Consider the following 23,388-nt stretch of genomic DNA (forward strand, 5'->3'; position numbering starts at 1 on the left):
TTTTTTGCCGAAAACGTTTACTATTAATAATAGAATAGAACTCTTAGGGAGGAAAGATAAAATGGAATGGACAACCGAGCGCCGTTATAGACGCTATGAAGATTGGTCTAATGATGAAATCAAGCAAATCAAGGAAAAGATGACACAATCTCCTTGGCATACTCGTTACCATGTTGAGCCTAAAATGGGGCTTCTCAATGATCCAAATGGCTTTTCTTATTTTGATGGCAAATGGATCCTCTTTTACCAAAACTTCCCCTTTGGTGCAGCCCATGGGTTGAAATCTTGGGTGCAGCTTGAAAGTGATGATTTGGTGCACTTTTCAGAAACTGGAGTCAAAGTATTGCCAGATACTCCATTGGATAGCCACGGTGCCTACTCTGGCTCTGCCATGCGGTTCGGCGATAACTTGTTCCTATTTTATACAGGAAATGTCCGTGATGAAAACTGGATCCGTCACCCTTACCAGATTGGTGCTTTGATGGATAAGGATGGCAAGATTACAAAGATTGACAAAATATTGATTGACCAGCCAGCAGACTCCACTGATCACTTCCGCGACCCACAAATTTTTAACTTTAAAGGGCAATATTATGCTATCATTGGTGGACAGGACTTGGAGAAAAAAGGCTTCGTCCGTCTCTACAAGGCTGTAGACAATGATTACACAAACTGGCAAGCAGTTGGTGACCTTGACTTTGCTAACGACCGCACTGCCTACATGATGGAATGTCCAAATCTGGTCTTTGTAGGGGAGCAACCTGTCCTTCTCTACTGTCCACAAGGATTGGATAAGGCTGTTCTAGACTATGACAATATCTATCCAAACATGTACAAAATCGGGGCTTCCTTTGATCCTGAAAATGCCAAAATGGTAGATGTGTCTCCATTGCAAAATCTAGACTATGGTTTTGAAGCCTATGCAACTCAAGCCTTTAACGCTCCGGATGGACGTGCACTAGCAGTAAGTTGGCTTGGACTACCAGATGTTTCTTACCCATCTGACCGTTTTGACCACCAAGGAACCTTCTCTTTGGTCAAGGAACTCACTATCAAAGACGGCAAACTCTACCAATATCCAGTCGCAGCCGTCAAAGAACTTCGTTCTTCTGAAGAGGTCTTCTCAAATCGTACTCAAACCAATAACACCTACGAACTCGAGCTCAACTTGAAAGCCAATAGCCAGAGCGAGATTGTCTTACTTGCTGATAAAGAAGGCAAGGGACTTTCCATCAACTTTGACCTTGTAAAAGGTCAAGTGACAGTGGATCGTAGCCAAGCTGGAGAACAGTATGCCCAAGAATTTGGGACGACTCGTTCTTGCCCTATCGATAATCAGGCTACTACTGCTACAATTTTCATCGACAATTCTGTCTTTGAAATTTTCATCAATAAAGGAGAAAAAGTATTTTCTGGTCGCGTCTTTCCGCATGCCGATCAAAACGGTATCCTGATCAAGTCTGGAAAGCCAACCGGAACCTACTATGAATTAGATTATGGTCGCAAAACTAACTGATGTCGCCAAACTTGCAGGCGTCAGCCCCACTACCGTCTCACGGGTTATCAATAAAAAAGGCTATCTGTCTGAAAAAACCATTCTCAAGGTCAATGAAGCCATGAGAGAATTGGGCTATAAGCCCAACAATTTAGCTCGTAGTCTGCAAGGAAAATCAGCTAAGTTAATCGGCTTGATTTTCCCAAATATTTCCAATGTTTTCTATGCTGAATTGATTGGTAAGTTGGAACACCAACTCTTCAAGAATGGCTACAAAACTATCATCTGTAACAGCGAGCACGACTCTGAGAAGGAACGGGAGTACATCGAAATGCTAGAGGCCAATCAGGTCGACGGCATCATTTCTGGAAGTCACAACTTGGGAATCCAAGACTACAATCGTGTGACAGCCCCAATCATTTCCTTTGACCGAAACTTGTCTCCAGACATTCCTGTTGTCTCCTCTGACAACTACGGTGGCGGGGTTCTCGCTGCCCAAACCTTGGTCAAGACAGGTGCCCAGTCTATCATCATGATTACAGGAAATGACAACTCTAACTCACCGACTGGACTGCGCCATGCTGGCTTTGCCTCTGTTCTCCCGAAAGCGCCTATTATCAATGTTTCGAGCGACTTTTCTCCCATCCGAAAAGAAATGGAAATCAAGAATATCTTGACCCATCAGAAACCAGATGCGATTTTTGCTTCGGATGATTTGACAGCTATCCTGGTGATCAAAATCGCTCAGGAGCTAGGGATCTCTGTTCCTGAAGAGCTCAAGGTCATCGGCTATGATGGGACCTACTTTATCGAGAACTACTATCCTCATTTGACAACGATTAAGCAACCTATGAAAGAGATTGCCCACCTCACTGTCGATCTTCTCTTGCAGAAGATTGAAGGTAAAGAGGTCGCGACAACTGGTTACTTCTTACCCGTCACCCTATTACCAGGAAAAAGTATTTAATACTCTTCGAAAATCTCTTTAAACCATGTCGGCTTCCATCTGCAACCTCAAAACAGTATTTTGAGCAGCCTGCGGCTAGCTTCCTAGTTTGCTTTTTGATTTTCATTGAGTATAAACACAAGAAAACTCAGACTGATTCGTCTGAGTTTTTTTATGATCTTAAGTTTTCTAGATAGCGCTGGGCTGTCTCTAGGTTAAAGGTTTTGTCTGCAATAAGGCGCTCAACGAGGGGAGCAACCTCGGACTCACTAGCACCAGCTAGGAGAGCTAGGGATTTGGCCTGTAATTTCATGTGGCCTTGCTGGATGCCCGTACTTACCAAGGCTTTGAGAGCCGCAAAGTTTTGGGCAAGACCGATGGACACGATAATCTGAGCTAATTCCTTAGCTGAAGGATTTCCTAGTAGTTCATGACTGAGGGCTACACGAGGGTTGAGACCAATAGAGCCACCCTTGGTCGCTACCGGCATGGGTAGGGTCATCTCACCGACCAATTCTTCTCTTTCCATGTCCAGCGTCCATTGACTAAGACCTTGATAGCGCCCGTCTCGACTGGCAAAGGCATGGGCCCCAGCTTCGATAGCACGCCAGTCATTACCCGTGGCGATTAAAATGGCATCGATACCATTAAAAATCCCTTTATTATGGGTAGTTGCTCGGTAGGGATCAGCCTGCGCAAACTGGCTGGCCAAGGCTATTTTCTCCGCAACTTCTCGTCCCTGGTCCCTTTGGGGACTCAAGTATCGAAAGGCGATACGACAGCTTGCTGTCACCAGAGCATCGGTCGCGTAGTTGGACAGGATCCCCATAAGGCTCTGTCCCTGACTGAGTTCTTCTAAGACTGGCTTCAAGGCTTCTAGCATGGTGTTGAGCATATTGGCTCCCATGGCTTCCTGAGTATCGACATGGAGATAAACAACGAGAAAGTCTGTTTCACCTTTGATCTGCTCTACATGCAAATAACGCGCCCCACCTCCACGTTTAACGATGGAGGGATAGGCTTGATTGGCAAGTTCCAAGAGCTCTGCTTTCTTGCTGGCAATCTTCTCTTGCGCTTGTTCAGGATCAGCAACTTGATAAAGGGCTACCTGACCAATCATCTGGCGCTCATGTACTTGAGCAGTAAAGCCACCTGCTCGCTTGATGATTTTGCTGGCATAGCTAGCCGCAGCAACCACAGACGGTTCTTCTGTCACATAGGGAACTGTGTAGTCCTGATCGTTCACCAAAATCTCTGGAATGATGGAATAAGGCAGAGAAAAAGTTCCTACCACATTCTCACTCAGCTGGTCTGCAACTGCCAAGCTGATTTGTTCATCCTGCTCAAGACTCGTTTGCTTTTCAGGACTAAGGAGCGCCTGAGCTTTCAGCAACTCCAGGCGCTCATGGTATGTTTTTTTAGAAAATCCATTCCAACTTCTCTTCATTATTTTTCAACCTTGCTATAACGGCGTTGGTGGTCGACAATTTCAACCAAGGCATAGTCTTGATGTTCATAACCTGCAAATTGAGCTGAGCCAGACTCATCCAACTGCACCTCTTCGAAGAAGACTTTTTCATAGTCGACAACAGACAATGCTGTACGTTGTTTGAGTTTGCTCAAGCGCTCTTTGTCTAGGTAAGCCTCATAGCCTTCGACCAATTCACCACTAAAGAACTCTGAAACCGCTCCACTTCCGTAACTGTAGAGGGCAATTTTATCTCCAGCCTTCAAAGTCTCTGCATTTTCCAAAAGGGAGAGAAGTCCGAGGAAGAGGGAACCCGTGTAGATATTTCCAATCATCTGACTGTAAAGGATGGACTTATCAAAGTTCTCTTGCAAACTATTCTGTTTTTCTTTAGACAAAGTTTTGTCCATCATCTTGCGCAAGCCTTTTAGGGCCAACTTAGGATAAGGCAAGTGGAAGCAGATAGCCGCAAAGTCATCCATAGTCCAATCATAGCGTTTCTTGTATTCATCCCAAGTCGTTGTCAGGCAATCAAGATACTGTTGGGTCGAGTACATGCCGTTTACATAAGGAGTGCTTGAGTAGTTCGGACGCCAGAAATCCATGATGTCTCGCGTTTGAGCAACGTTATCATTGTTAAAGGCCATGATGCGCGGATTTTGAGTGATTAGCATCGCCACACTTCCAGCACCCTGGGTTGGCTCACCTGGAGTTCCCACACCATACTTGGCAATATCACTGGCAATGACCAAAACCTTAGACTCTGGAGAATTTTCCACATGCAATTTAGCATAATGAAGGGCAGCTGTCGCTCCATAGCAGGCTTCTTTAATTTCAAAGCTACGAGCGAAAGGCTGAATACCTAACAAGCCATGAACAAAGACTGCCGCTGCCTTACTCTGGTCAATCCCTGACTCGGTCGCCACGATGACCATATCGATTTCTTCTTTTTCTTTATCTGTTAAAATAGAGTTGCTTGCACTAGCTGCCAAGGTAACAATGTCCTCAGTCAGTGGCGCAATACTAATTTCATTTAACAAGAGTCCCTTGCTAAATTTTTCGGGGTCAACTCCCCTCGCTTCTGCTAAGTCTTGTAATTTCAAGACATATTGACTGGTCGCAAAACCAATCTTATCAATACCGATTGTCATATTTACCTCTATTTTTTCATTCATTGTAAAAAATCGTTTCATTCTATTTTATCACAAATAGGGACAAAAGAGAGAAAAAAGACTTGATTCAACAAATCAAGTCTTTGCTTTGATTGTATTAGGAAGAGATTCCTCGTTGTTTTCGGATGTAGTAATAAAGCTTTAGAATTACCGTTCCACTTGCCATTCCAATAGAAATAACAAGAGCTAACATAACCACCAAAGTCGCGCTAGCAATTGCATGGCTGTAATCGCCTGTCACAAAGAAAGCTGTCGTTCGATAGGATAAATAACCTGGCACCAAGGGGGCAAGAATAGCCAAGACAAAGACCACCGCTGGTGTCTTATAGACAATACTTAAAATCTGGCTGATGCAAGAGCCAATTACTGCTGCGATAAAGGTCGCGACAATAACATTGGTTGGTTCTTTGAGGACGAGATAGAGGAGCCAAACGCCCATTCCCAAAATACCACCAGGTAGGAGCATGGAGCGTTGAACATTCAGTACGATTAGAAAGGTGATAATGGCGAGTAAACTCGCCACTGCTTGGAGCAAAATACTTGTTAGAGTCATCTTATGTCATCAAAACTAGGGCGACAGAGGTGCCAGCCCCTAAAGCGAGGGTAATGAGCAAAGATTCAAACATCTTGCTCATACCAGAGTTGATATGGTTGGTCATGATATCCCGTACTGCATTTGTCAGAGCAATCCCTGGAACAAAGGGCATGACCGCACCTGCTATAATCAGGTCTGCCGTCGAAGGAAATCCTGTGTAGCGGGCCCAGAACTGGGCAATCAATCCGAAAACAAAGGCACCCGCAAAGGCCGTTACAAATGGAATTCGGATAAACTTCTCTACGTAGAGAGAGAAGGCAAATCCAAATAAGGTCGCAATAGCTGCGCCAAAAGCGTCATAGACATTGCCCCCAAACATAATCGAGAAGAAAGGGGCACTGAGGGTCGCTGCTACGGTCACTTGGAACTTGGTATAAGGAAGGGCTTGATTGCCGATTTCTTTCAGCTTTTTAAAGGCTGTCGAGAGATCAATCTGACCTCCGACAAGCTCCCGTGATACTTGGTTGACATCGCAAACTTTTTCAATGTTATAAGAGGATGAGGTCACCCGTTTCATCCGAGAAATATTGGTATTTTCAATAGAAAAGAAAATAGCTGCGGGCATGGCAAGAACATTGCAATCCATTATTCCCTGCGAATGGGCAATACGGATCATAGTATCCTCAACCCGATGAATCTCTGAGCCACTTTTCAGGAGAATGGTTCCTGCTAGCATAATCACATCAATGACGGCATTCAACTCTCTCGATTCGTCCATTTTCTCCTCCTTTTTTCTACTTCCTATATTTTATCACAAAATCTTGTGAAAAAAAATCTTTGTCATGAAATCATGACAAAGATTCGTTTAATCTCGAGAACTTTCGTGAGATCCTTCACTATTGGATGAACTGCTAGAAGGAGTGTTCCCTTGTTGATTTCCTTGTTGGTTCCCCTGGTTTGGACTTGTAGGAGAACCCTGGTTCCCACGTTGGGCAGGATTAGAGGATGAAGTTGACGGTGGTGTTTTTGGTTTGTAGATGGAAAGTTTGATACGCGTACTTGCAAGATCAACCTGTTCTCCTGCTCTTGGCGTTTGATTTACAACAGTTCCTTCTGCCGTTCCTTCAGGAGCAGTCGATACTTCTACAACCTCAATATTTGCTTCCTTCACACCGACAATCTGAGTCAAGTTATTCTTTGTAAACTCGAGACTTGAACCGATGTAGTTCGGCATGCTGACACTAGTCACCTTCTTAGCTACTGTTAAGGTAATCGTAGTGGCTTTTGAGAGATCATAAGTCGAACCCGAAGCAGGAGTCTGTCTGAGGACGGTTCCAGGTTCGCTTTCATTGGATTCTTCCTCTTCCATCTTGATTAGATTTTCAGGAACCTTCTTCTCCTTGAGTTCGGCTACGACTTCCGTATACTTACGTCCGACGTAATTGCTCAATTGGAAGGATTGCTTACCAGAAGAAACAATCAAATTGACCTTGGTTCCTTCTTTTCGGCTGCTACCAGCTTCTGGATCCGTTCGAATAACACGTCCCTCTGCTACTGTATCGCTGGCTTCTGACTTTTCTTCACCGGCTTCAAACTTGGATTTTTTCAGAGCTTCCTTAGCCTCTGCAACGGTTTGTCCAGCTACGTCAGGAATAGCAATCGTTGCTGGTGTTCTTGCCAAAATCCAGACCAAAGAGGCTGCAACCAATAGAAGACTAGCTAAAAGAATCATATAGCGAGCCTTAAACTTCCGTTTCTTGGCAGGCTTTGGCGCTGGAGCAGGCTCTGCCACTGGTTGAGTTGGTTTCTTTGGCTGAGGGCGTTCTTCTTGCGCCGGAGCTTTTGGAATCGATGTCAGTGTACTTTGTGGAACTTTAGGCAAAGTCTTAGTATCTGCCTTACTCGCATCGTCAAAGACCAGTTTCGGTTCATTGCGACGATTATAAGACAAGCTAGTTGACAAGTCCACATACATTTCAGAAACAGACTGATAACGGTCTGATAGCTTCTTAGCAGTTGCCTTGATGACAACATTTTCTAAAGCCTGAGGGACAGATGGGTTTTCAGCTATGACGGACGGAAGTGGCTTCTGGAAATGCTGGAGGGCAATCGTAACCGCGCTATCCCCATCATAAGGGATATGTCCCGTCAGCATTTCATAGAAGATAATCCCCATTGCATAGATATCACTCTGGAAGGTCGCTTTAGAACCACGCGCTTGCTCAGGTGACAAATAATGAACAGAGCCTAACATTGAGTTTGTCTGGGTCAGACTGGTCTCTGCAAAGGCTACGGCAATCCCAAAGTCCGTGACCTTAGCTGTGCCGTCAGGTGTCAAGAGGATATTTTGAGGTTTCAAATCCCGGTGAACGATTCCTCGAGTATGGGCTAAGCGCATGGCCAAGAGGATTTGCCCCATAATCCGAACTGCTTCTTCATTTGAAAGAGGATAGTGTTCTTTGATATAACGCTTGAGGTCAAGGCCTGCTACGTATTCCATAGCCAGGTACTGTTGACCATCTTCCTCACCAATATCTGTTATCCGAACGATATGAGGATGGTCCAGATCCGCCATGGCTCTCGCTTCACGTTGGAAACGTGCCACAGCAATTGGGTCTGTCTGGTAGTTAGTCCTCAGGACCTTCACTGCCACTTCTTCCCCGTCTAGGATCAAATCCTTGGCCAAGTAAACATCTGCCATGCCTCCTCGACCAATCTGCTTGACAATCCGATACCGCCCGGCAAAAATCTTGCCGATTTGGATCATTCTGCTGCCTCCTCGTTCATGTAAACAAGGGCAACCGTAATGTTGTCTAAACCTCCTGCATTGTTAGCGAAGCGAATGAGGGTTGCCGCCTTGTCTGCTAGGGAAATATCACTGGTTACGATATCATAAATCTCGCTTGCCGAAATCATATTGGTCAAACCATCACTATTGAGCAAGAGATAATCTCCTGACTCCAGTGTAATCATCCCAAAATCTGGCTGGATTTCATCTTTTTGTCCGATAGACTGGGTGATGATATTCTTTTGAGGGTGAGTTTCTGCTTCTTCTGGAGTCAATTGACCAGCCTTGAGCAATTCATTGACCAAAGAATGGTCACTTGTCAACTGGTGGTATTCTTCTCCACGAATCAAACCGATACGAGAATCTCCAATGTGAGCATAGATGGCTTGGTTGTCAATAAACGCAACAGCTTCTAGCGTTGTTCCCATACCTCTGTAGGCTTCGTCCTGACCTAGTTGATGAATTTTTTGATTTTCAATCTCCAGGTAGTGGGCAAACCACTCACGAACTTCATTGACTGAGTCAATTTGAGTATCCACCCAAGCCACACCAAGGTCTGTTACCGCCATCTCACTAGCGATATTTCCTGCACGGTGTCCTCCCATCCCGTCAGCCAAGATGATCATAGTGCGTCCTGCTCGGTTGACAAAGTGATTGACATAGTCCTGATTATTTGTCCGTTTCTGACCAACATCTGTTAATAATGCTATTTCCATTGTGTCAGTTCCTTCCTATTCTGATATCTTGCGAAATTGGCTGATAAAGAATCCATCACTTCCATACAATTCAGGAGTAATCAGGATGCAGCCATCTTTCAGGATATCTTTACATTCGTGTTCTAGTTTAACCTGCTCGAACTCGGGATGACTTTCTAAAAATGCTTCAACAACTTGAAAGTTCTCCTCAGAGACAATAGTACAGGTACTATACGTTATTATACCACCTTTACGTAGTGTTTGACAAACACTACCTAATATTTCCAGCTGAATTTCCTGTAAGGACGTGAAATCTGCTGTTTCTTTATTGTATTTGATGTCTGGTTTGCGACGTAAAAGTCCAATCCCAGAACAGGGAGCATCTACCAAAATCTTATCAAAAGAATCCCGACCGAAAAACTCATGAACCTTTCTGGCATCCAATTTTTGCGTTTGCACTCGTTCTGCCACACCTAAACGCTCCGCATTTTCTTGGATCAAGTCCAACTTATGGTCATACAAGTCCAGAGCAGTTACCTGACCTGTAGCGAGATAAGAAGCTATATGAGCTGTTTTTCCACCCGGAGCGGCACAGGCATCCAGGACCTGCTCATCGCCTTGTAGATCAAGAGTCGGAGCAACCAGTTGACTGGACTCGTCTTGGATGGTTATAGCCCCTTCTGCGAACAAATCATGTCCTGCAAAGTGGCCTTGCTCCTTGACCAGACCAGTGGCCGCTAAAGGGGAATTGGTCGCCTCTAACAAAGCTTTGATTTCCTCTTTTCGGCTCAAGTTGGTCACCCGGATGCTAGCTTTGTTGCGCACCAAGAGACTTTTAAAGATGGCTTGTGCTCTCTCTTCACCGTATTCTTCCTTGAGTTTAGACACGAGCCAAACTGGGAGAGAATAGGCAATGGAATCACGCTTGTTTTTGCGTTTGATACTGTCAATGTCTGGCCAGCCTTCTCGCAAGATACGACGAAGGACGGCGTTGACTAATTTTTCACTGCCTTTTTTACGCGCTTTGGCTAGTTCCACTGCTTCATTAACAACAGCGTGATTAGGAATCTTATCCAGATACCGAAGTTGGTAAGCGCTCAGAAGGAGCAGGATATAGAGCCAGTTATCTAGCTTATCCCGGTCTTCGATAAAGTGGGACAGGTACCATTCCAGAGTCAGTTTTCGGGCTACCGTACCGTAGACAATCTCTGTCACCAACCCCTTATCTGTTGCTGAGAGGTGACTGCACTTGAGGTGTTTGTTTAAGGCAATATTGGAGTATGCTTGGTTGATAAAAACATCCTCTAATACTGCTAGAGCTAGACTTCTAGCCGTTTCTACTTTAGTCACCAAATCGTTCTCCTACAGTCAATGTCCGTCCAACTCCGTTGAGGAAGGAAGCAATGTCCATCTTAGGCTTCCCAGCTGGCTGCACTTGCTTGAGAGATAGAGCTCCTTCAGCCGTTGCGACAATCAATTCCTTTTTGCCAATAGAGAGGATCTCACCTGGATTTCCCTGACCTTCTACTGGTAGGGCTTCATAAATCTTAAAGCGGTCTCCTTTAAGAAAAGTATGGGCAACAGGCCATGGATTCATCCCTCTGATTTGGTTAAAGAGTTGGCGATTGGTTTTAGTCCAATCCAGTTTCTCTTCCTCTGGCTTGATATTTGGCGAGAAAGTGACTTGACTAGGATCTTGTAGTTCAGGTTGGATTTCTCCTGCTAGGTAGCCAGGTAGCGTATCCAAAAGCAAATCGCGACCAACGATTGCCAATTTTTCAAACAAGGTGCCGACATTGTCCTCGTCTGTGATAGGAATGCTACGACGGGAAATCATATCACCTGCATCCATTTCTTTAACCATTTCCATGATGGTCACACCAGCTTCCTCATCCCCTTGAATCAGGGCATAATGAATGGGAGCTCCACCACGGTGTTTGGGAAGAAGGGAAGCGTGAACATTGACCGCAAAGTCCATGCTATCAAGGAGTTTACTTGGGAGAAATTGCCCAAAAGCAGCAGTGATAATCCCATCAGCTCCTAGCTTCATAATGTCTTCCATCTCTGGACTTCCAGATAATTTTTCAGGTTGGTAGATAGGAAGACCTGCTTCTTTGGCGGCCTGCTTGACTGGGGTTTCTTGGATCACTTTTTTACGGCCAACAGCGCGGTCTGGCTGGGTCACAACAGCCAGAATCTCGTAACGGTTGTCTGATAACAACCCCTTCAAAACTGTCGCTGAAAAATCAGGTGTCCCCATAAAGATTAGTTTTGTCATTTCTTCTCCTTCTTATAAAAATTGCTGCGGTTCGTGGTCAATGCTGAGACGAAGCTCGCTATTTTCACGTTCTTGAGTCAAGGCCAAGACCTGATTGAGGGTTGGACCCAGCTCATCTTCTAAACGGTATTTAATCAAAATCTGGTAATGATAAAGGTTGTGGGTACGGGCGATTGGTTTTGGCGTTGGTCCAAGGATTTTACTAGTTTCCGATAAACCTGATCGCAAAATTCCCATGACTTCATAGGCACGTTTGACGACCTCTTCTTCTTTCTTGTGAGAGAGGGTAATCCCAATAGTGAAATAATAAGGCGGATAGCCGAGTTGGCGTCTGATACTCATTTCATAGGCATAAAAACCTTCATAGTCTTGGTCTTTGGCAAATCGAATGGCATAGTGCTCCGGATTGTAAGACTGGATCAAGACCTGCCCAGCTTTTTCCGCACGGCCTGCACGGCCTGCCACCTGAGTTAAGAGTTGGAAGGTTCTCTCGGAAGAACGGAAATCAGGCAGATTCAAGGCCGTATCCGCATTGAGCACTCCGACCAAGGTCACATTGGGAAAATCCAAGCCCTTAGCAATCATCTGAGTTCCCAGCAAGATATCTGCTTCACCTTGGCCAAACTGGTCAAGAAGAGCTTGGTGACTGCCTTTCTTGCGGGTCGTATCCACATCCATCCGCAGAATGCGAGCCTGAGGAAAGAGTTCTGCCAGTTCATCGTAAGCTTTCTGAGTCCCCGTCCCGTAGTAACGAATACTGCGGCTTTGACAGTTGGGACAGACATGAGGAATCCCCTTTGAAAATCCACAGTAATGGCAGTTCATGGTCTTGGTATCCATGTGGAGAGTCAGAGAAATATCACAGTTGGGACAGCTATCTACCGTTCCACACTCCCGACACATAACAAAACTAGAATAACCCCGACGGTTGAGCATGAGGACTGCCTGTTCTTTTTTATCCAAACGGTCTCGAATGGCCTCTAGCAAAGGAGGCGTAAAGTTTGATGTCTCATTCTGCCCGATATAGTCCCGAAAGTCAATCACTTGAACTTCAGGAATAGTGGCTAAAGGATTGGCCCGTTGGGTCAGACGTAAGTGTTGATAGACACCTTTTCCAGCACGCGCACGGCTCTCTAAGCTCGGTGTCGCTGAGCCAAGGACTAGGGCTGCTTGATTGTACTGGGCCCGTAGAATGGCGACCTCTCTAGCATGATAACGGGGATTGCTGTCTTGTTTGTAGCTAGCTTCATGCTCTTCGTCGATAATTATAACACCTAGATTTTTCAAAGGAGCAAAGATAGCTGATCGAGCGCCAACAACAACTTGGGCATCGCCACGCTCAACCTTGCGCCATTCGTCGTACTTTTCACCATTGGACAGGCCTGAGTGAAGAATGGCTACTTTCTCACCAAATCGAGCAATAAAACGCTCCGTCATTTGTGGCGTCAGAGAAATCTCAGGCACCAGCAAAATAGCCGTCTTACCCTTATCCAAGGCTCCTTGGATAATCTGCAAGTAAACCTCCGTTTTCCCACTTCCTGTAATCCCTTGAAGGAGGAATGGAGGCTGTTGACTACCAATAGCACTGACAACCGCATCGCGAGCTTGTCTTTGCTCTGGGTTCAGCTCCAAAGGTGTACTTGCTTCAATGCCTTCAAAATAAGCAGCTGAACGTTGCACTTCCTTTTGGACTAGAGTTAAAGCTCCTTGCTCCACAAAAAAGTTGACTTGCTCCCGTGAGTAGGATTCTAACAAGCTAGCCAGAGGAGCACTTTCAGGATGAGACAGCAGATAATCTCTCAGCTCTGCCTTTTTCTTAGCACGCGCAGAAATCTCAATCCGCTCTAGCTGAGTAGCATCAACCTCATACCAAGACTGGGTCTTGACCTTCTTTTGATCGACTGCCTGGTATTCTAAGCGGAGCAGACCTTTCCTAGTCAAGCGCATCATCTCAGCTTGCTTAGCAAGGTCTAAAGAAGAAAAGACTAGCGAATCTTCTGAACCAAACAAGCGCTCTTTGTCTGCCTGACTCAGACCTTCCAGAGGATAGAGAATCTTGTCATAGCTAGAATTCAGAAATCCTGGAAGCATAGCTTTTAGAATGGAGATTTTATAAGAAAAGACGGACTTGCGTAACTCCTCAGCCAACCAGAGTTGCTCCTGAGTCAAGACAGGAGAAAAATCTAGCACCTCTGCAATCTCCTTCAAGTCCTGACCTTCCATCTCTTCATCCGACTGGGACTCCAGGCCAAGCACAATCCCTTGTATCAAACGATTACCCTTTCCGAAGGGGACATGAACCCGCATACCGACTTCCAGCATCTCTACAAATTCCTCAGGGACCTTATAACTATAGGGCTGGTCCGTCTGCATAAGGGGAACATCCACAATAATCTTTGCGATTGCCATCTTCTCACCTCCTCCTTGTCAGTACATTCTTGCAATAGAAAAAATAAGATTGAGTCCCCCCAACCTTAAATTTTTTCACCATCTTCTTTTTCTTTAGCGATTTGCTCTTTGATTTTCTTTTCTTCTTCTTCTTTGCGGCGTTTTTCTTCTTCGATACGGAGACGAACCGCTTCACGTTTTCCTTCTGGATCTGGGTGAATGGTTACATTTCCAGACTCGATTTCTTCCAAAGCACGAAGAGTTGATTTTTCAGACTTAAACTCTTGAGTTGCTGGCGCTCCTGCTTCTAGTTCGTGGGCGCGTTTTGCTTCCAAGATTACGAGTGAATATTTTGATGGTACCTTGTCCAGCAAGGTATCAATAGAGGGTTTTAACATCATTTGCTTGTACCTGTTTCCTATAGTTTATCGAGTAGTTGGAGATTTTGGCAACATCTCCTGGTAGTGACCAATGACACGGTCCACACGGAAGTGTTCTGCTTCGATCACACGCTTGACACGTTCAGCAGCGAGGGGCACCTGATCGTTGACAATGGCATAATCATACTCACGCATGAGGGCAATTTCTTCCTTGGCTTTTTCGATTCGTTGGGCAATCACTTCAGCGCTATCTGTTCCACGACCTACCAAACGATCTTGCAATTCATCCAAATCTGGTGGCGTTAGAAAGATAAAGACAGCATCTGGAACCTTTTTCTTAACCTGAAGGGCTCCTTGGACTTCAATCTCAAGAAAGACATCGATTCCCTTGTCCAGAGTTTCATTGACATAGGTCAGAGGAGTTCCATAGTAGTTACCGACATATTCTGCATATTCCAACATCTGACCTTGACGGATCAGCTCTTCAAACTCTTCACGAGTACGGAAGAAATAGTCCACTCCATCCACTTCACCAGGACGTTGCGCACGCGTCGTCATCGATACAGAGTATTGAAATTGATTCTCAGAACTCTCAAAAATCTCTCTTCTAACCGTTCCTTTCCCAACTCCTGAAGGACCAGAAAAAACGATTAGCAAGCCTCGGTCTGCCATTATGTCTCCTTTAGTTAGTCTGTGAAATAAAGTAAAATTTCTCTCGGATACTGATGATAGTGTCAGTTATCCTTCTACAGTCTTTCTATCTAGTGTAACAAAAAAGCAGTAATTTTTCAACTGCTCTTTCTTATTTATTTAGCATAATCTACTGCACGAAGTTCGCGAATCACGGTTACCTTGATATTTCCTGGGTAATCGAGATTGTTTTCAATTTTCTCACGAACTTTGTGAGCCAAGATTGTGACTTTGTCGTCTTTGATTTGTCCTGGATTAACCATGATACGGATTTCACGCCCTGCTTGAAGGGCAAAGCTATTTTGCACTCCTTCAAAGCCATTTGCGATTTCTTCCAAATCATGGAGACGCTTGATGTAGCTTTCAAGAGACTCGCTACGAGCACCTGGACGCGCTGCACTCAAGGCATCTGCTGCAGCAACGATCACTGCAATGACGCTTTCGGCTTCGACATCGCCGTGGTGGCTAGCAATGGTATTCACCACAACTGGGTGTTCCTTGTACTTACGAGCCAACTCCGTACCAATCTCAACGTGGCTACCTTCAACCTCGCGGTCAATAGCTTTTCCGATGTCATGAAGGAATCCAGCACGACGGGCAAGAGCTGCATTTTCACCAAGTTCACTCGCGATGATACCAGATAACTTAGCAACTTCAATCGAATGACGCAAGACATTTTGTCCATATGAAGTACGGAACTGCAAGCGTCCCATGATCTTCATCAAGTCTGGATGAAGGTTTGGCGCACCAATCTCGTAAGCAGCAGCCTCACCATATTCACGGATTTTATTGTCAATCTCTTGACGGTTTTTCTCAACCAACTCCTCGATACGAGCTGGGTGGATACGGCCATCTTTGAGCAACATTTCCATAGTCATACGAGCAATTTCACGACGAATCGGATCAAATCCTGACAAGGTCACCACTTCCGGTGTATCGTCGATAATCACATCGACCCCTGTCAAACTTTCAAAGGTACGAATATTTCGACCTTCGCGTCCGATAATGCGTCCCTTCATGGTATCATCTGGTAGGTGAACTGTTGAGTTTGTTGACTCTGCTACATAGTCACCAGCGATACGCTGCATAGCCTGAACCAAGATATCTTTCGCAATCTTGTCTGAACGTTCCTTGACTTCTTGCTCAGCCTCACGAATGCGGCTAGCAATTTCCTTGGTCAAGTTTTCCTCTGTCTGAGCCAAGATAATATCTCGAGCCTCAGTTTGGGAAAGGGAACCGATACGTTCAAGTTCAGCTTCTTTTTGTCTTTCGACTTCCTCTAATTGCTCTTCACGTGCATCAAGGTTTTTTGCTCTATCAGAAATACTTTGTTCTTTTTGTTCAAGTGTTTTTTCTTTGTTCGTCAAATTGTCGTCCTTACGGTCAAGGCTCGTAGCTCTCTCCGTCAAACGACTTTCAATTTGCTTGAGCTCCTGACGTTCTGACTTAAATTCAGCGTCCACTTCTTCACGGTATTTTCTGGCTTCCTCTTTGGCCTCCAATAGTGCTTCTTTTTTAAGAGACTTGCTTTCGCTCTTGGCTTCATTTAGCAATAAATCCGCTTCGCGCTCAGCTTGTCCTCGTAAATTAGTTGCTTCTTGTTCAGCATTTAGAAGCATCAACTCTGCAGCCTCTTGAGATGATTTCATCTTAGCTGAGATGCTGACATATCCAATGACTAAACCAATGATGACGGCAAAAACAGCAATCGCAAGTGTCATGATTTCCATGTTTTTACCTCATTAAATTGTTTATCGAATGACATACATTCCTTAATATTCTATCATAAAAAACCGATTTCCACAAACCCAAATTGAAGAGTTTTGTGTGAATTTTTGAAGAAATCCCTTAGATTTTCAAGTAAAATTAAGAATCTTTAAAAATTTAAATTTCCACGAAAAACGAAGCAAAAAAGCCTACCTTTCAGTAGACTTAGTAATGATCTTTGAAGGACAAGAAAGCCACGCTATCTCCATCTATTATATAAATCAAGCGATTTTCTGCATCAATGCGCCGCGACCAAGCTCCTTGATAGTCATACTTGAGTGGTTCTGGTTTCCCCATTCCTACAAAAGGATCGCGTTGAATATCCTTGATTAATTTATTGATCCTTTTTAATGTTTTCTTATCTTGGTTTTGCCAATAGCAATAATCCGCCCAGGCATCTTCTGTAAATTTGAGCAGCATTCCTCACTCCTCAATCACATGCACCTGAGTGCTTCCAGCACGAACTTGAGCCATTCCTCGCAAGACCTTGTCAGAAAGTTCCTTATTTTGAGCGATTCTCAGGGTTTCCTGAATACTATCCCACTCGCTCTTTGAAAGGACTACAATATCCTCATCTGGATTTTTATTGACCACCGTCAAAGGCTCAAATTCATCATTTACCTTCTTCATGTAGTCCTTTAAATGATTTCGGAATGTTGAATAAAGAACTGCTTCCATAACCATACCTCGTTTTACCTCTTTTCCACTATTATACACAAAAAGAAAGAAATTGTCAGGAACTTGTACAAGATTTTTCTTTTCTATCTATTTATTCGAAAATATTCTAAAAAAGCCTACCTTTCAGTAGACTTAGTTTGTTTCTATTCTAATCGGAACCCTGCCAAAATTCTGTTCTGCTATACTTGGGTGTCCTAGTTGGTAAATCTGGTCTGCCTTTTGAGTCATAGCATCCCAAGGTTCTTTGCCAATTCGACTGACTAGATGGACCTGGCCTTTCAGAGACTTGAGGTGTTGTCTGCCTTTTTCAGTAAAGCCAAGGACATGGATGCCTTCTGGCAAGTCGCTTTCTCTGGCCTGCACCAAGATATAGGTCAAGAGTCGTCGTACACGCGCCTTGGTATAACGCTTTGTCGCAACCGCCTCGACCAATTCGTCAACAGACTGGGCTGTTTTGATAGCTTCCTTGATACGCACAGCCATTTCTTGATTGACCTGATAGATGGTGGTTAGGTCTGGATTTGACAAGATTTGATAGCGGAGCAAGGTAAAATAGTCATCCCAACTCACCCTACACGCCAACTCAAAGAGGTCAAGAGAAGGCATAAAGCGTTCTAAGAAATCTTGGTCTGATTGATGCTGACGGAGGGCTGTTGCTGAGGCAAAGTCCACATCCTTATCCACAGAATGATAACCAGCCCCCTGACGCTGAATCGGATGGAGTTTGATTCTACGTCCCGCAACCGCCTTGGCATAGGCCAGAGCAAGAACATGATTGGGCGTGTTGCCAGAAAAATCCAGACCTGCAAATTCCTTCCACATGGCTTGGGTTTTCTGAGGATAGGAGAGGGAATCAGGCAGATTTTCCACAAAATTCTCCATCTCAGCACCTTGCTCCGTGTATAGGTCAGCAATTTTCTGATAATCCAGAACTTCCTCCGTCCCGAATGCTAGAGTATCAATCCCCAAGCGAGCCAAGATATCCACAGCTCCTTGACCGAAGAAATCAGCTGCCTGAACACTAACTAAAAAGGGCAATTCCACGACCAAGTCTGCGCCATTTTCCAGCGCCATCTGGGTCCGTGTCCACTTGTCCACGATAGCCGGCTCTCCTCGTTGCATGAAATTTCCAGACATGGCAACGATTTTCAGTCCCTCCGCCTGCTCAAGCAGGTATTTGTGCCCATTATGAAAAGGATTGAACTCCGCGATAATACCTGTGATGGTCATAGAAATCTCCTACTTCTGCGCGACAAAAAACCAACGGGTGCTAGTTTCTGTTGGTTCCTTGTCCTCAAAGTCCGCATAGAGTTTGAAAGACTTGAAACCGGCCTGTTCCAGCAATATATCATAGGTCAAGACCTCATAGGTCCGCTCCTCATGCACTTCATCGTGGCGACTAAAGGAACCGTCAGCCTCCTTGATAAAGAAGGTCAACTCATGCACGATGGAGTGAGGTGCTTCGTCCTCATAGGTGTCCCAAAGCATGGCAAAATCTTCCGCATTTTCATGGTAAGAATAGCCTGGAAAAACTTCATCTGTCTGGTAGGTCGAATGTACATCAAAGATAAATACTCCGTCTTCATTGAGGGCATTATACACTTCCTTAAAGACGTCTCCTACTTCCACCTCATCCTGCATGTAACAGATCGAGTCCGAATAACAAGTGACAAAATCATATTTCCCTGCTTTGGACAAATCCAGCATGTTGCCTTCAATAAAATCAATCTTTTGCTTGGCTGAAGCAGCTCTCTTCTCCGCAATCTTCAACATATCCGCGCTCAAGTCAAGTCCCGTCACATCAAAACCAGCCTGAGAAAAGCGAACAGACTGGATTCCTGTCCCACAAGCCAATTCCAAGAGTTTCTTTCTCTCCTTAGTTTTTGGCAAATGACGCAGAGAAAAATCAGTCCATTTGTCGTATAAACTATCGTCCATGACTGCATCGTAAACAGCCGCAAAGGTTTCATAAGTTGACATATTCATGATACCAAGTCCGCCCGTAATCGGAATGAAAATTAGGAGCTTGACGATGGAGCCGAGCTCCAAGGAAGGCTATCTATTTTCCAACGATTACAGGACGGGTTCAAATCCTTTCTAAGATACAAAGAGCGTTAAAAGCAAGGAGAAAATAGGAAACTTTCTGCTGTATCGTCAGATACAAAGGAAGTTACTCTTTTTTCGCAACTATTAGCTCGTGTTCAGTTTCGAGATGAACAAAACACGACGCCCTTACCTTTCTATCAATTTTTTCTAAAATAAGCAAAGAAAACCCAGTTGCCTGCAACTGAGTTCATTTACTAGGCCAAGGCTTCTGAAATATCTACAGAAGCCGCCTCATGCCATAGTTTTTCTAGGTTATAATGGGCACGCATTTCTTCTGAGAAGATATGCACAACGACACCGCCGAGGTCCAACAAAACCCAGCCTCCAGCTGCATCACCTTCAACATGACTGCCTTTAAAGCCTGCTTGAGCTACTTTTTCACGGATATTATCTGCGATAGCGTCCAACTGACGACTATTCATTGAGCTCGTGATGACAAAGTAGTCCGTCACGCTGGTCAAATCTTGTACATCAAGTGCGAGGATATCCTCCGCACGTTTCTCATCAGCCGCTTTCACGACTAGTTCTAGTAATTCTTTTTCGTTCATTTAGTCCTCTTTCAAATAGTGCACAAAGGCGTTATAGGTTTCAAGGGTTTGGGGATAGATGGGAAATCCCTGATGAGCTAGATGCTCCACGGTACGAGCTGTTTCGTAGGCCACTGCCTTATTGAGCGATAGCTCAGCAATTTCACGCGCCTGATCCACTCCTGGAAAGGCACGATTGTGCTCAATGTAGTCTGCGACGTAGATAACCTTATCAAGATCAGTCATCTGGTCAGCCCCGACTGTATGAATTTCAATGGCTCGCAGGATTTCTGAATCATGCAAATCCAAATCTTCCTGAATCTTGTAAATTCCAACCATACCATGCCAGACATTATTGCCCCAGTTTTTGAGATCAGTGTCTAGCTGGTGACGGTCAATCAAGTCTAGAAATTCCTGATCTGACAACTTTTTAGCATAGTCATGAAGAAGGCCTGCTAGACCCGCTTTCTCAGCATCGACTCCAAATCGCTTGGCTAGTTCTATGGCTGCACGCTCTACACCCAAACAATGGGTTAAACGTTTTTCAGGCAGAAGCTCTGCCATTCTTTCCAACAAAGCCTCTCGGGAACAGTTGATATAGTCTTGGTATGCCATCAGTAGAGCCCCTCCTTCTCGATGTAGTCTAGCACTGGCTGAGGTAGGAGAAAGTTAGGTTTCCGACCTTGGGCAATGAAGTCACGCACCATGCTGGACGAGATGTCCATGAGAGGCACATCCACCCAGATAACTGGATAGGAAGTCCCTGCCTTGTAGCGCGGGCGCTGAACTCCAACAAACTGAACCATTTCGACCAGCTCATCAATTCGGTACCATTTAGGCAGATAGTCCACCATATCAGCCCCGATAATGAAGTAATAATCCGTATCTGGATGTTGCTCGGTCAAAATCTTCATGGTGTCGTAGGTGTAGGAAATACCCTTACGTTCTAACTCAATGGTTTCAATGTCCAGACCTTCAATCCCCTCTATCGCCAACTCAAGCATCTTGAGACGGTGGTGTTCAGGGATGGTTTCCTTTTTATCCACATGAGGTGGTTGGTATTCGGGCATAAGCAGGACCTGGTCCAGTCCTAACTGTTGTCGTACTTGGTCCGCCACAACAAGATGGGCATTGTGAACAGGGTTAAAATTTCCCCCTAAAATCCCGACTTGTTTGCGTTTTTTCTCCTTGATTTCTGGCTCCAACTCTACCTTGGTAAAGGGAGTCAATAATTCGATTGCCATAGGCTCGTCTTCCTTTAATTCTCTGTAAAAACAGTTGTTTGGAGTAGGTTTTAGATTTCTTTGACTTTTTTAGAAATCTTGCGATTTTCTTTCTTGCTGGATTGTTTATACAAAATCAAGATGCGTCCGATTTTTTGGACTGTATCCACACCGATTTCTTCTTCCAAGATTTCAGCTACTTCGTGGATGTTTTCATCTGTGTTTTGCAAGAGCGTAACTTTAATCAATTCACGGGCGTCAAGAGCTTGACGTACGCTGGTTTTGATTTGGTCGTTGAGACCATTTTTCCCGATTTGGATGATGGGTTTGAGGGTGTGTGCCTGGCTGTTGAGGAAGGCACGTTGTTTTGATGTTAATGACATAATTTCTTTAAAAGAGTTTCTTTTAATACTTTTCTGAAGTGGTGACGGACGTCAGCAAAGTCCTTCGGACTTTCATGACTAAAATTTGAGCCTAAGGTCTCAAATTTTCCGCAGTTGGTACAAGCGCTTGTACCAACTGACACCACGGCGAAAAGTATTCGTTATGGGCTCGCAGAGCTCGCCCGAATCTAGACAACTCTTTCCTTTCTGTGTTTAAATGATTGCTTTTCGTGTGACGACGGCGACGCCTTCTGGTGCCCAGACGGCGACTTTGGCGGTGTCTGTTACGCGGATCCAGCCTAGGCCTGAGATGACCAGGTCTGTCTTGTCCTTGATGGTAAAGACATGCTGGACTAGTTTTGGAAAATCTTCTTTTTCTTTACTATTTGGTGGTGTTAGAAGGGTTCCGAGGTGCTTATCATAAAAGGCACTAGCGCCTTCTAGCTTGGTACGGTGGAGTTTGAGTTCATTGTCAAAGAAAGCTGTGAATCCTTGCTTTTCTCCTGATATGAAGTCAAAGCGTCCAAGACCACCTAAAAACAGGGTTTGTTCAGGGTTAAGTTGATAGGTTTTGGGCTTGATTTCCTTTTTAGGGCTGACATACTTGAGGTTTTTAGCCGTCAAGTAGTGGGCCATCTGGTGGCGGTGGATAATCCCTGGAGTATCGTAGATATAAGATCCGTCATCAAGCGGAATCTCAATCTTGTCCAAGGTTGTTCCTGGGAAGCGCGAAGTCGTGATGACATCTTGGTCACCCGTGATTTCTTGGATAATAGCGTTGATAAGGGTTGATTTTCCAACGTTGGTCACGCCAACCACATAGACATCGCGGCCCTTACGGTAGTGTTCAATCTTGTCAATGACTTCCTTAATAGCATGCTTATTCTGTGCTGAAGTCAGGACGACATCCACTGGACGAAGTCCTTCTTCGTGGGCACGCTCCATCAGCCACTGGCTAATCTTGCCCGGTTTAACAGACTTGGGCAGGATATCTTTCTTATTTCCAACCAAGAGGACATCATTGCCCGATACAAAGCGTGGCAAGCCAGGGATGACAGAGCCATTAAAATCAAAAATATCAATGACATTGACCACCAAGGCATCACTGTCTCCCACCTCGTGCAAGAGCTTGAGGAAGTCGTCGTCCGTCAACTGGACATCTGTGATTTCATTGTAATGACGAAGACGGAAACAGCGTTGGCAATAAACTTCGCCTGTCTCCAAACCTTTTTCAAGTGCCGACTGGGGAGTGAAACCAAGACCAGCCTTGTCTGCCGTCTGAATGGTTGCTCCACAACCAATACAGAGAATTTCTTCCATAGTTAAATTCCTTTTTTATATGTAATCGGTCCGTACTTTTCAGTGATTTTTCGCATAACACGGCGCTCGCGAGCCCGGTTGATTTGCGTTTTGATAGAGTCATGTTGGACCAAGGGTTTGACCAAGATCGAGCGAATACCTGCACGGTGGGCTGCTCGTATATCCGTCATGAGCTGGTCGCCGACCATGACCACTTCATTTTTCTCATAGTGGAATTCCTTCATGGCACGGTCAATCCCAAATGTGAAAGGCTTCAAGGCCCAATAAATGTAATCAATTCCAAACTTTTCAACTGCACGTTGAACCCGTTTTTTGGTATTATTTGAGACTACGATGATGCGAATGCCCGCGTCGCGGAGGTCATGTAGCCATTGCTTCATCTCTGGCGTCCCATCAGGGTTGTTCCAAGCAATGAGGGTATTGTCCAAATCGACCAAAACAGCCTTGATTCCCTGCGCTTGCAGGCTTGGGACCGTCAGATCATAAACTGCTTCCACAGCAAAATCTGGCATATAATTTTCAATCGCCATTCTGGCTCCTTTTTTTTTT

24 protein-coding genes are annotated in these 23,388 nt (G+C 44.8%); 2 read left to right on the forward strand and 22 right to left on the reverse strand.

Annotated features, from left to right (window positions below; all coding sequences use genetic code 11):
• Window positions 1-61: 61 nt before the first annotated feature.
• Both HMPREF3057_RS04380 and HMPREF3057_RS04385 read left to right on the forward strand, forming a co-directional pair.
• Entirely contained in the window at window positions 62-1,516 is a 1,455-nt protein-coding gene (locus HMPREF3057_RS04380; protein WP_070696581.1) for a sucrose-6-phosphate hydrolase, read from the forward strand.
• Window positions 1,497-2,462 (forward strand): LacI family DNA-binding transcriptional regulator, encoded by a 966-nt coding sequence (locus HMPREF3057_RS04385; protein ID WP_070696584.1) that lies wholly within the window; start codon window positions 1,497-1,499, stop codon window positions 2,460-2,462. Before HMPREF3057_RS04380 ends, HMPREF3057_RS04385 begins: the two co-directional genes overlap by 20 nt.
• A gap of 151 nt (window positions 2,463-2,613) precedes the next feature.
• On the opposite strand, the gene HMPREF3057_RS04390 is transcribed toward HMPREF3057_RS04385, so the two are convergent.
• From HMPREF3057_RS04390 to HMPREF3057_RS04495, 22 genes are all read right to left on the reverse strand, one after another.
• The gene (locus tag HMPREF3057_RS04390; RefSeq protein WP_070696588.1) at window positions 2,614-3,888 is read right to left on the reverse strand and encodes a hydroxymethylglutaryl-CoA reductase, degradative; all 1,275 of its coding nucleotides are present in this window, start codon (window positions 3,886-3,888) and stop codon (window positions 2,614-2,616) included.
• The gene (locus HMPREF3057_RS04395; RefSeq protein ID WP_070696591.1) at window positions 3,888-5,060 is read right to left on the reverse strand and encodes a hydroxymethylglutaryl-CoA synthase; all 1,173 of its coding nucleotides are present in this window, start codon (window positions 5,058-5,060) and stop codon (window positions 3,888-3,890) included. Before HMPREF3057_RS04395 ends, HMPREF3057_RS04390 begins: the two co-directional genes overlap by 1 nt.
• 118 nt (window positions 5,061-5,178) lie before the next feature.
• Window positions 5,179-5,634 (reverse strand): threonine/serine exporter family protein, encoded by a 456-nt coding sequence (locus HMPREF3057_RS04400; protein ID WP_044021233.1) that lies wholly within the window; start codon window positions 5,632-5,634, stop codon window positions 5,179-5,181.
• A 1-nt stretch (window position 5,635) separates the two neighbouring features.
• A complete protein-coding gene (locus HMPREF3057_RS04405) occupies window positions 5,636-6,394 on the reverse strand; it encodes a threonine/serine exporter family protein (RefSeq protein ID WP_070696594.1) in 759 nt (252 codons plus the stop codon).
• Between the two features lie 87 nt (window positions 6,395-6,481).
• The gene (gene pknB / locus HMPREF3057_RS04410; RefSeq protein WP_070696597.1) at window positions 6,482-8,383 is read right to left on the reverse strand and encodes a Stk1 family PASTA domain-containing Ser/Thr kinase; all 1,902 of its coding nucleotides are present in this window, start codon (window positions 8,381-8,383) and stop codon (window positions 6,482-6,484) included.
• Window positions 8,380-9,120, reverse strand: a complete 741-nt coding sequence (locus tag HMPREF3057_RS04415) for a Stp1/IreP family PP2C-type Ser/Thr phosphatase (RefSeq protein ID WP_000401527.1) — start codon at window positions 9,118-9,120, stop codon at window positions 8,380-8,382. The genes pknB and HMPREF3057_RS04415 overlap by 4 nt, the downstream gene beginning before the upstream one ends.
• A gap of 15 nt (window positions 9,121-9,135) precedes the next feature.
• Window positions 9,136-10,449, reverse strand: coding sequence for a 16S rRNA (cytosine(967)-C(5))-methyltransferase RsmB (gene rsmB / locus HMPREF3057_RS04420; RefSeq protein WP_008289038.1), 1,314 nt, complete (start codon window positions 10,447-10,449; stop codon window positions 9,136-9,138).
• Window positions 10,442-11,377, reverse strand: a complete 936-nt coding sequence (gene fmt, locus HMPREF3057_RS04425) for a methionyl-tRNA formyltransferase (protein ID WP_000163668.1) — start codon at window positions 11,375-11,377, stop codon at window positions 10,442-10,444. Before fmt ends, rsmB begins: the two co-directional genes overlap by 8 nt.
• 12 nt (window positions 11,378-11,389) lie before the next feature.
• Window positions 11,390-13,786, reverse strand: coding sequence for a primosomal protein N' (locus HMPREF3057_RS04430; protein ID WP_000951902.1), 2,397 nt, complete (start codon window positions 13,784-13,786; stop codon window positions 11,390-11,392).
• 65 nt (window positions 13,787-13,851) lie between these two features.
• Window positions 13,852-14,166: a DNA-directed RNA polymerase subunit omega gene (gene rpoZ, locus HMPREF3057_RS04435; RefSeq protein ID WP_002874282.1), complete on the reverse strand. Its 315-nt coding sequence runs from the start codon at window positions 14,164-14,166 to the stop codon at window positions 13,852-13,854.
• Between the two features lie 24 nt (window positions 14,167-14,190).
• A complete protein-coding gene (gene gmk / locus HMPREF3057_RS04440; RefSeq protein ID WP_000775041.1) occupies window positions 14,191-14,817 on the reverse strand; it encodes a guanylate kinase in 627 nt (208 codons plus the stop codon).
• A gap of 134 nt (window positions 14,818-14,951) precedes the next feature.
• On the reverse strand, window positions 14,952-16,565 hold the full coding sequence (locus HMPREF3057_RS04445; RefSeq protein WP_000404959.1) for a ribonuclease Y: 1,614 nt from the start codon (window positions 16,563-16,565) through the stop codon (window positions 14,952-14,954).
• A gap of 202 nt (window positions 16,566-16,767) precedes the next feature.
• Complete coding sequence (locus tag HMPREF3057_RS04450; protein WP_000924722.1) at window positions 16,768-17,022, reverse strand: Txe/YoeB family addiction module toxin; 255 nt, start codon at window positions 17,020-17,022, stop codon at window positions 16,768-16,770.
• 3 nt (window positions 17,023-17,025) lie between these two features.
• A complete protein-coding gene (locus HMPREF3057_RS04455; RefSeq protein ID WP_000388572.1) occupies window positions 17,026-17,280 on the reverse strand; it encodes a type II toxin-antitoxin system Phd/YefM family antitoxin in 255 nt (84 codons plus the stop codon).
• A gap of 132 nt (window positions 17,281-17,412) precedes the next feature.
• The gene (locus HMPREF3057_RS04460) at window positions 17,413-18,510 is read right to left on the reverse strand and encodes a nucleotidyltransferase (protein ID WP_042902800.1); all 1,098 of its coding nucleotides are present in this window, start codon (window positions 18,508-18,510) and stop codon (window positions 17,413-17,415) included.
• A gap of 9 nt (window positions 18,511-18,519) precedes the next feature.
• A complete protein-coding gene (locus tag HMPREF3057_RS04465; RefSeq protein ID WP_042902801.1) occupies window positions 18,520-19,260 on the reverse strand; it encodes a class I SAM-dependent DNA methyltransferase in 741 nt (246 codons plus the stop codon).
• A 320-nt stretch (window positions 19,261-19,580) separates the two neighbouring features.
• Complete coding sequence (gene rsfS, locus HMPREF3057_RS04470; RefSeq protein WP_042902802.1) at window positions 19,581-19,934, reverse strand: ribosome silencing factor; 354 nt, start codon at window positions 19,932-19,934, stop codon at window positions 19,581-19,583.
• Window positions 19,935-20,528, reverse strand: a complete 594-nt coding sequence (gene yqeK, locus HMPREF3057_RS04475; protein WP_042902803.1) for a bis(5'-nucleosyl)-tetraphosphatase (symmetrical) YqeK — start codon at window positions 20,526-20,528, stop codon at window positions 19,935-19,937. It lies immediately after the preceding gene.
• Window positions 20,528-21,157 carry a nicotinate-nucleotide adenylyltransferase gene (locus HMPREF3057_RS04480; RefSeq protein ID WP_042902804.1) on the reverse strand — a complete coding sequence of 210 codons (630 nt, stop codon included), beginning with the start codon at window positions 21,155-21,157 and terminating at the stop codon, window positions 20,528-20,530. The genes yqeK and HMPREF3057_RS04480 overlap by 1 nt, the downstream gene beginning before the upstream one ends.
• Window positions 21,158-21,207: 50 nt before the next feature.
• On the reverse strand, window positions 21,208-21,519 hold the full coding sequence (gene yhbY, locus HMPREF3057_RS04485; RefSeq protein WP_000060171.1) for a ribosome assembly RNA-binding protein YhbY: 312 nt from the start codon (window positions 21,517-21,519) through the stop codon (window positions 21,208-21,210).
• Between the two features lie 213 nt (window positions 21,520-21,732).
• Window positions 21,733-22,839, reverse strand: a complete 1,107-nt coding sequence (gene yqeH / locus HMPREF3057_RS04490; protein WP_042902805.1) for a ribosome biogenesis GTPase YqeH — start codon at window positions 22,837-22,839, stop codon at window positions 21,733-21,735.
• Between the two features lie 2 nt (window positions 22,840-22,841).
• On the reverse strand, window positions 22,842-23,369 hold the full coding sequence (locus HMPREF3057_RS04495) for a YqeG family HAD IIIA-type phosphatase (RefSeq protein WP_042902806.1): 528 nt from the start codon (window positions 23,367-23,369) through the stop codon (window positions 22,842-22,844).
• Between the last annotated feature and the right edge of the window lie 19 nt (window positions 23,370-23,388).

It is taken from the genome of Streptococcus sp. HMSC072D05 (assembly GCF_001815805.1).
Classification (GTDB): Bacteria; Bacillota; Bacilli; order Lactobacillales; family Streptococcaceae; genus Streptococcus.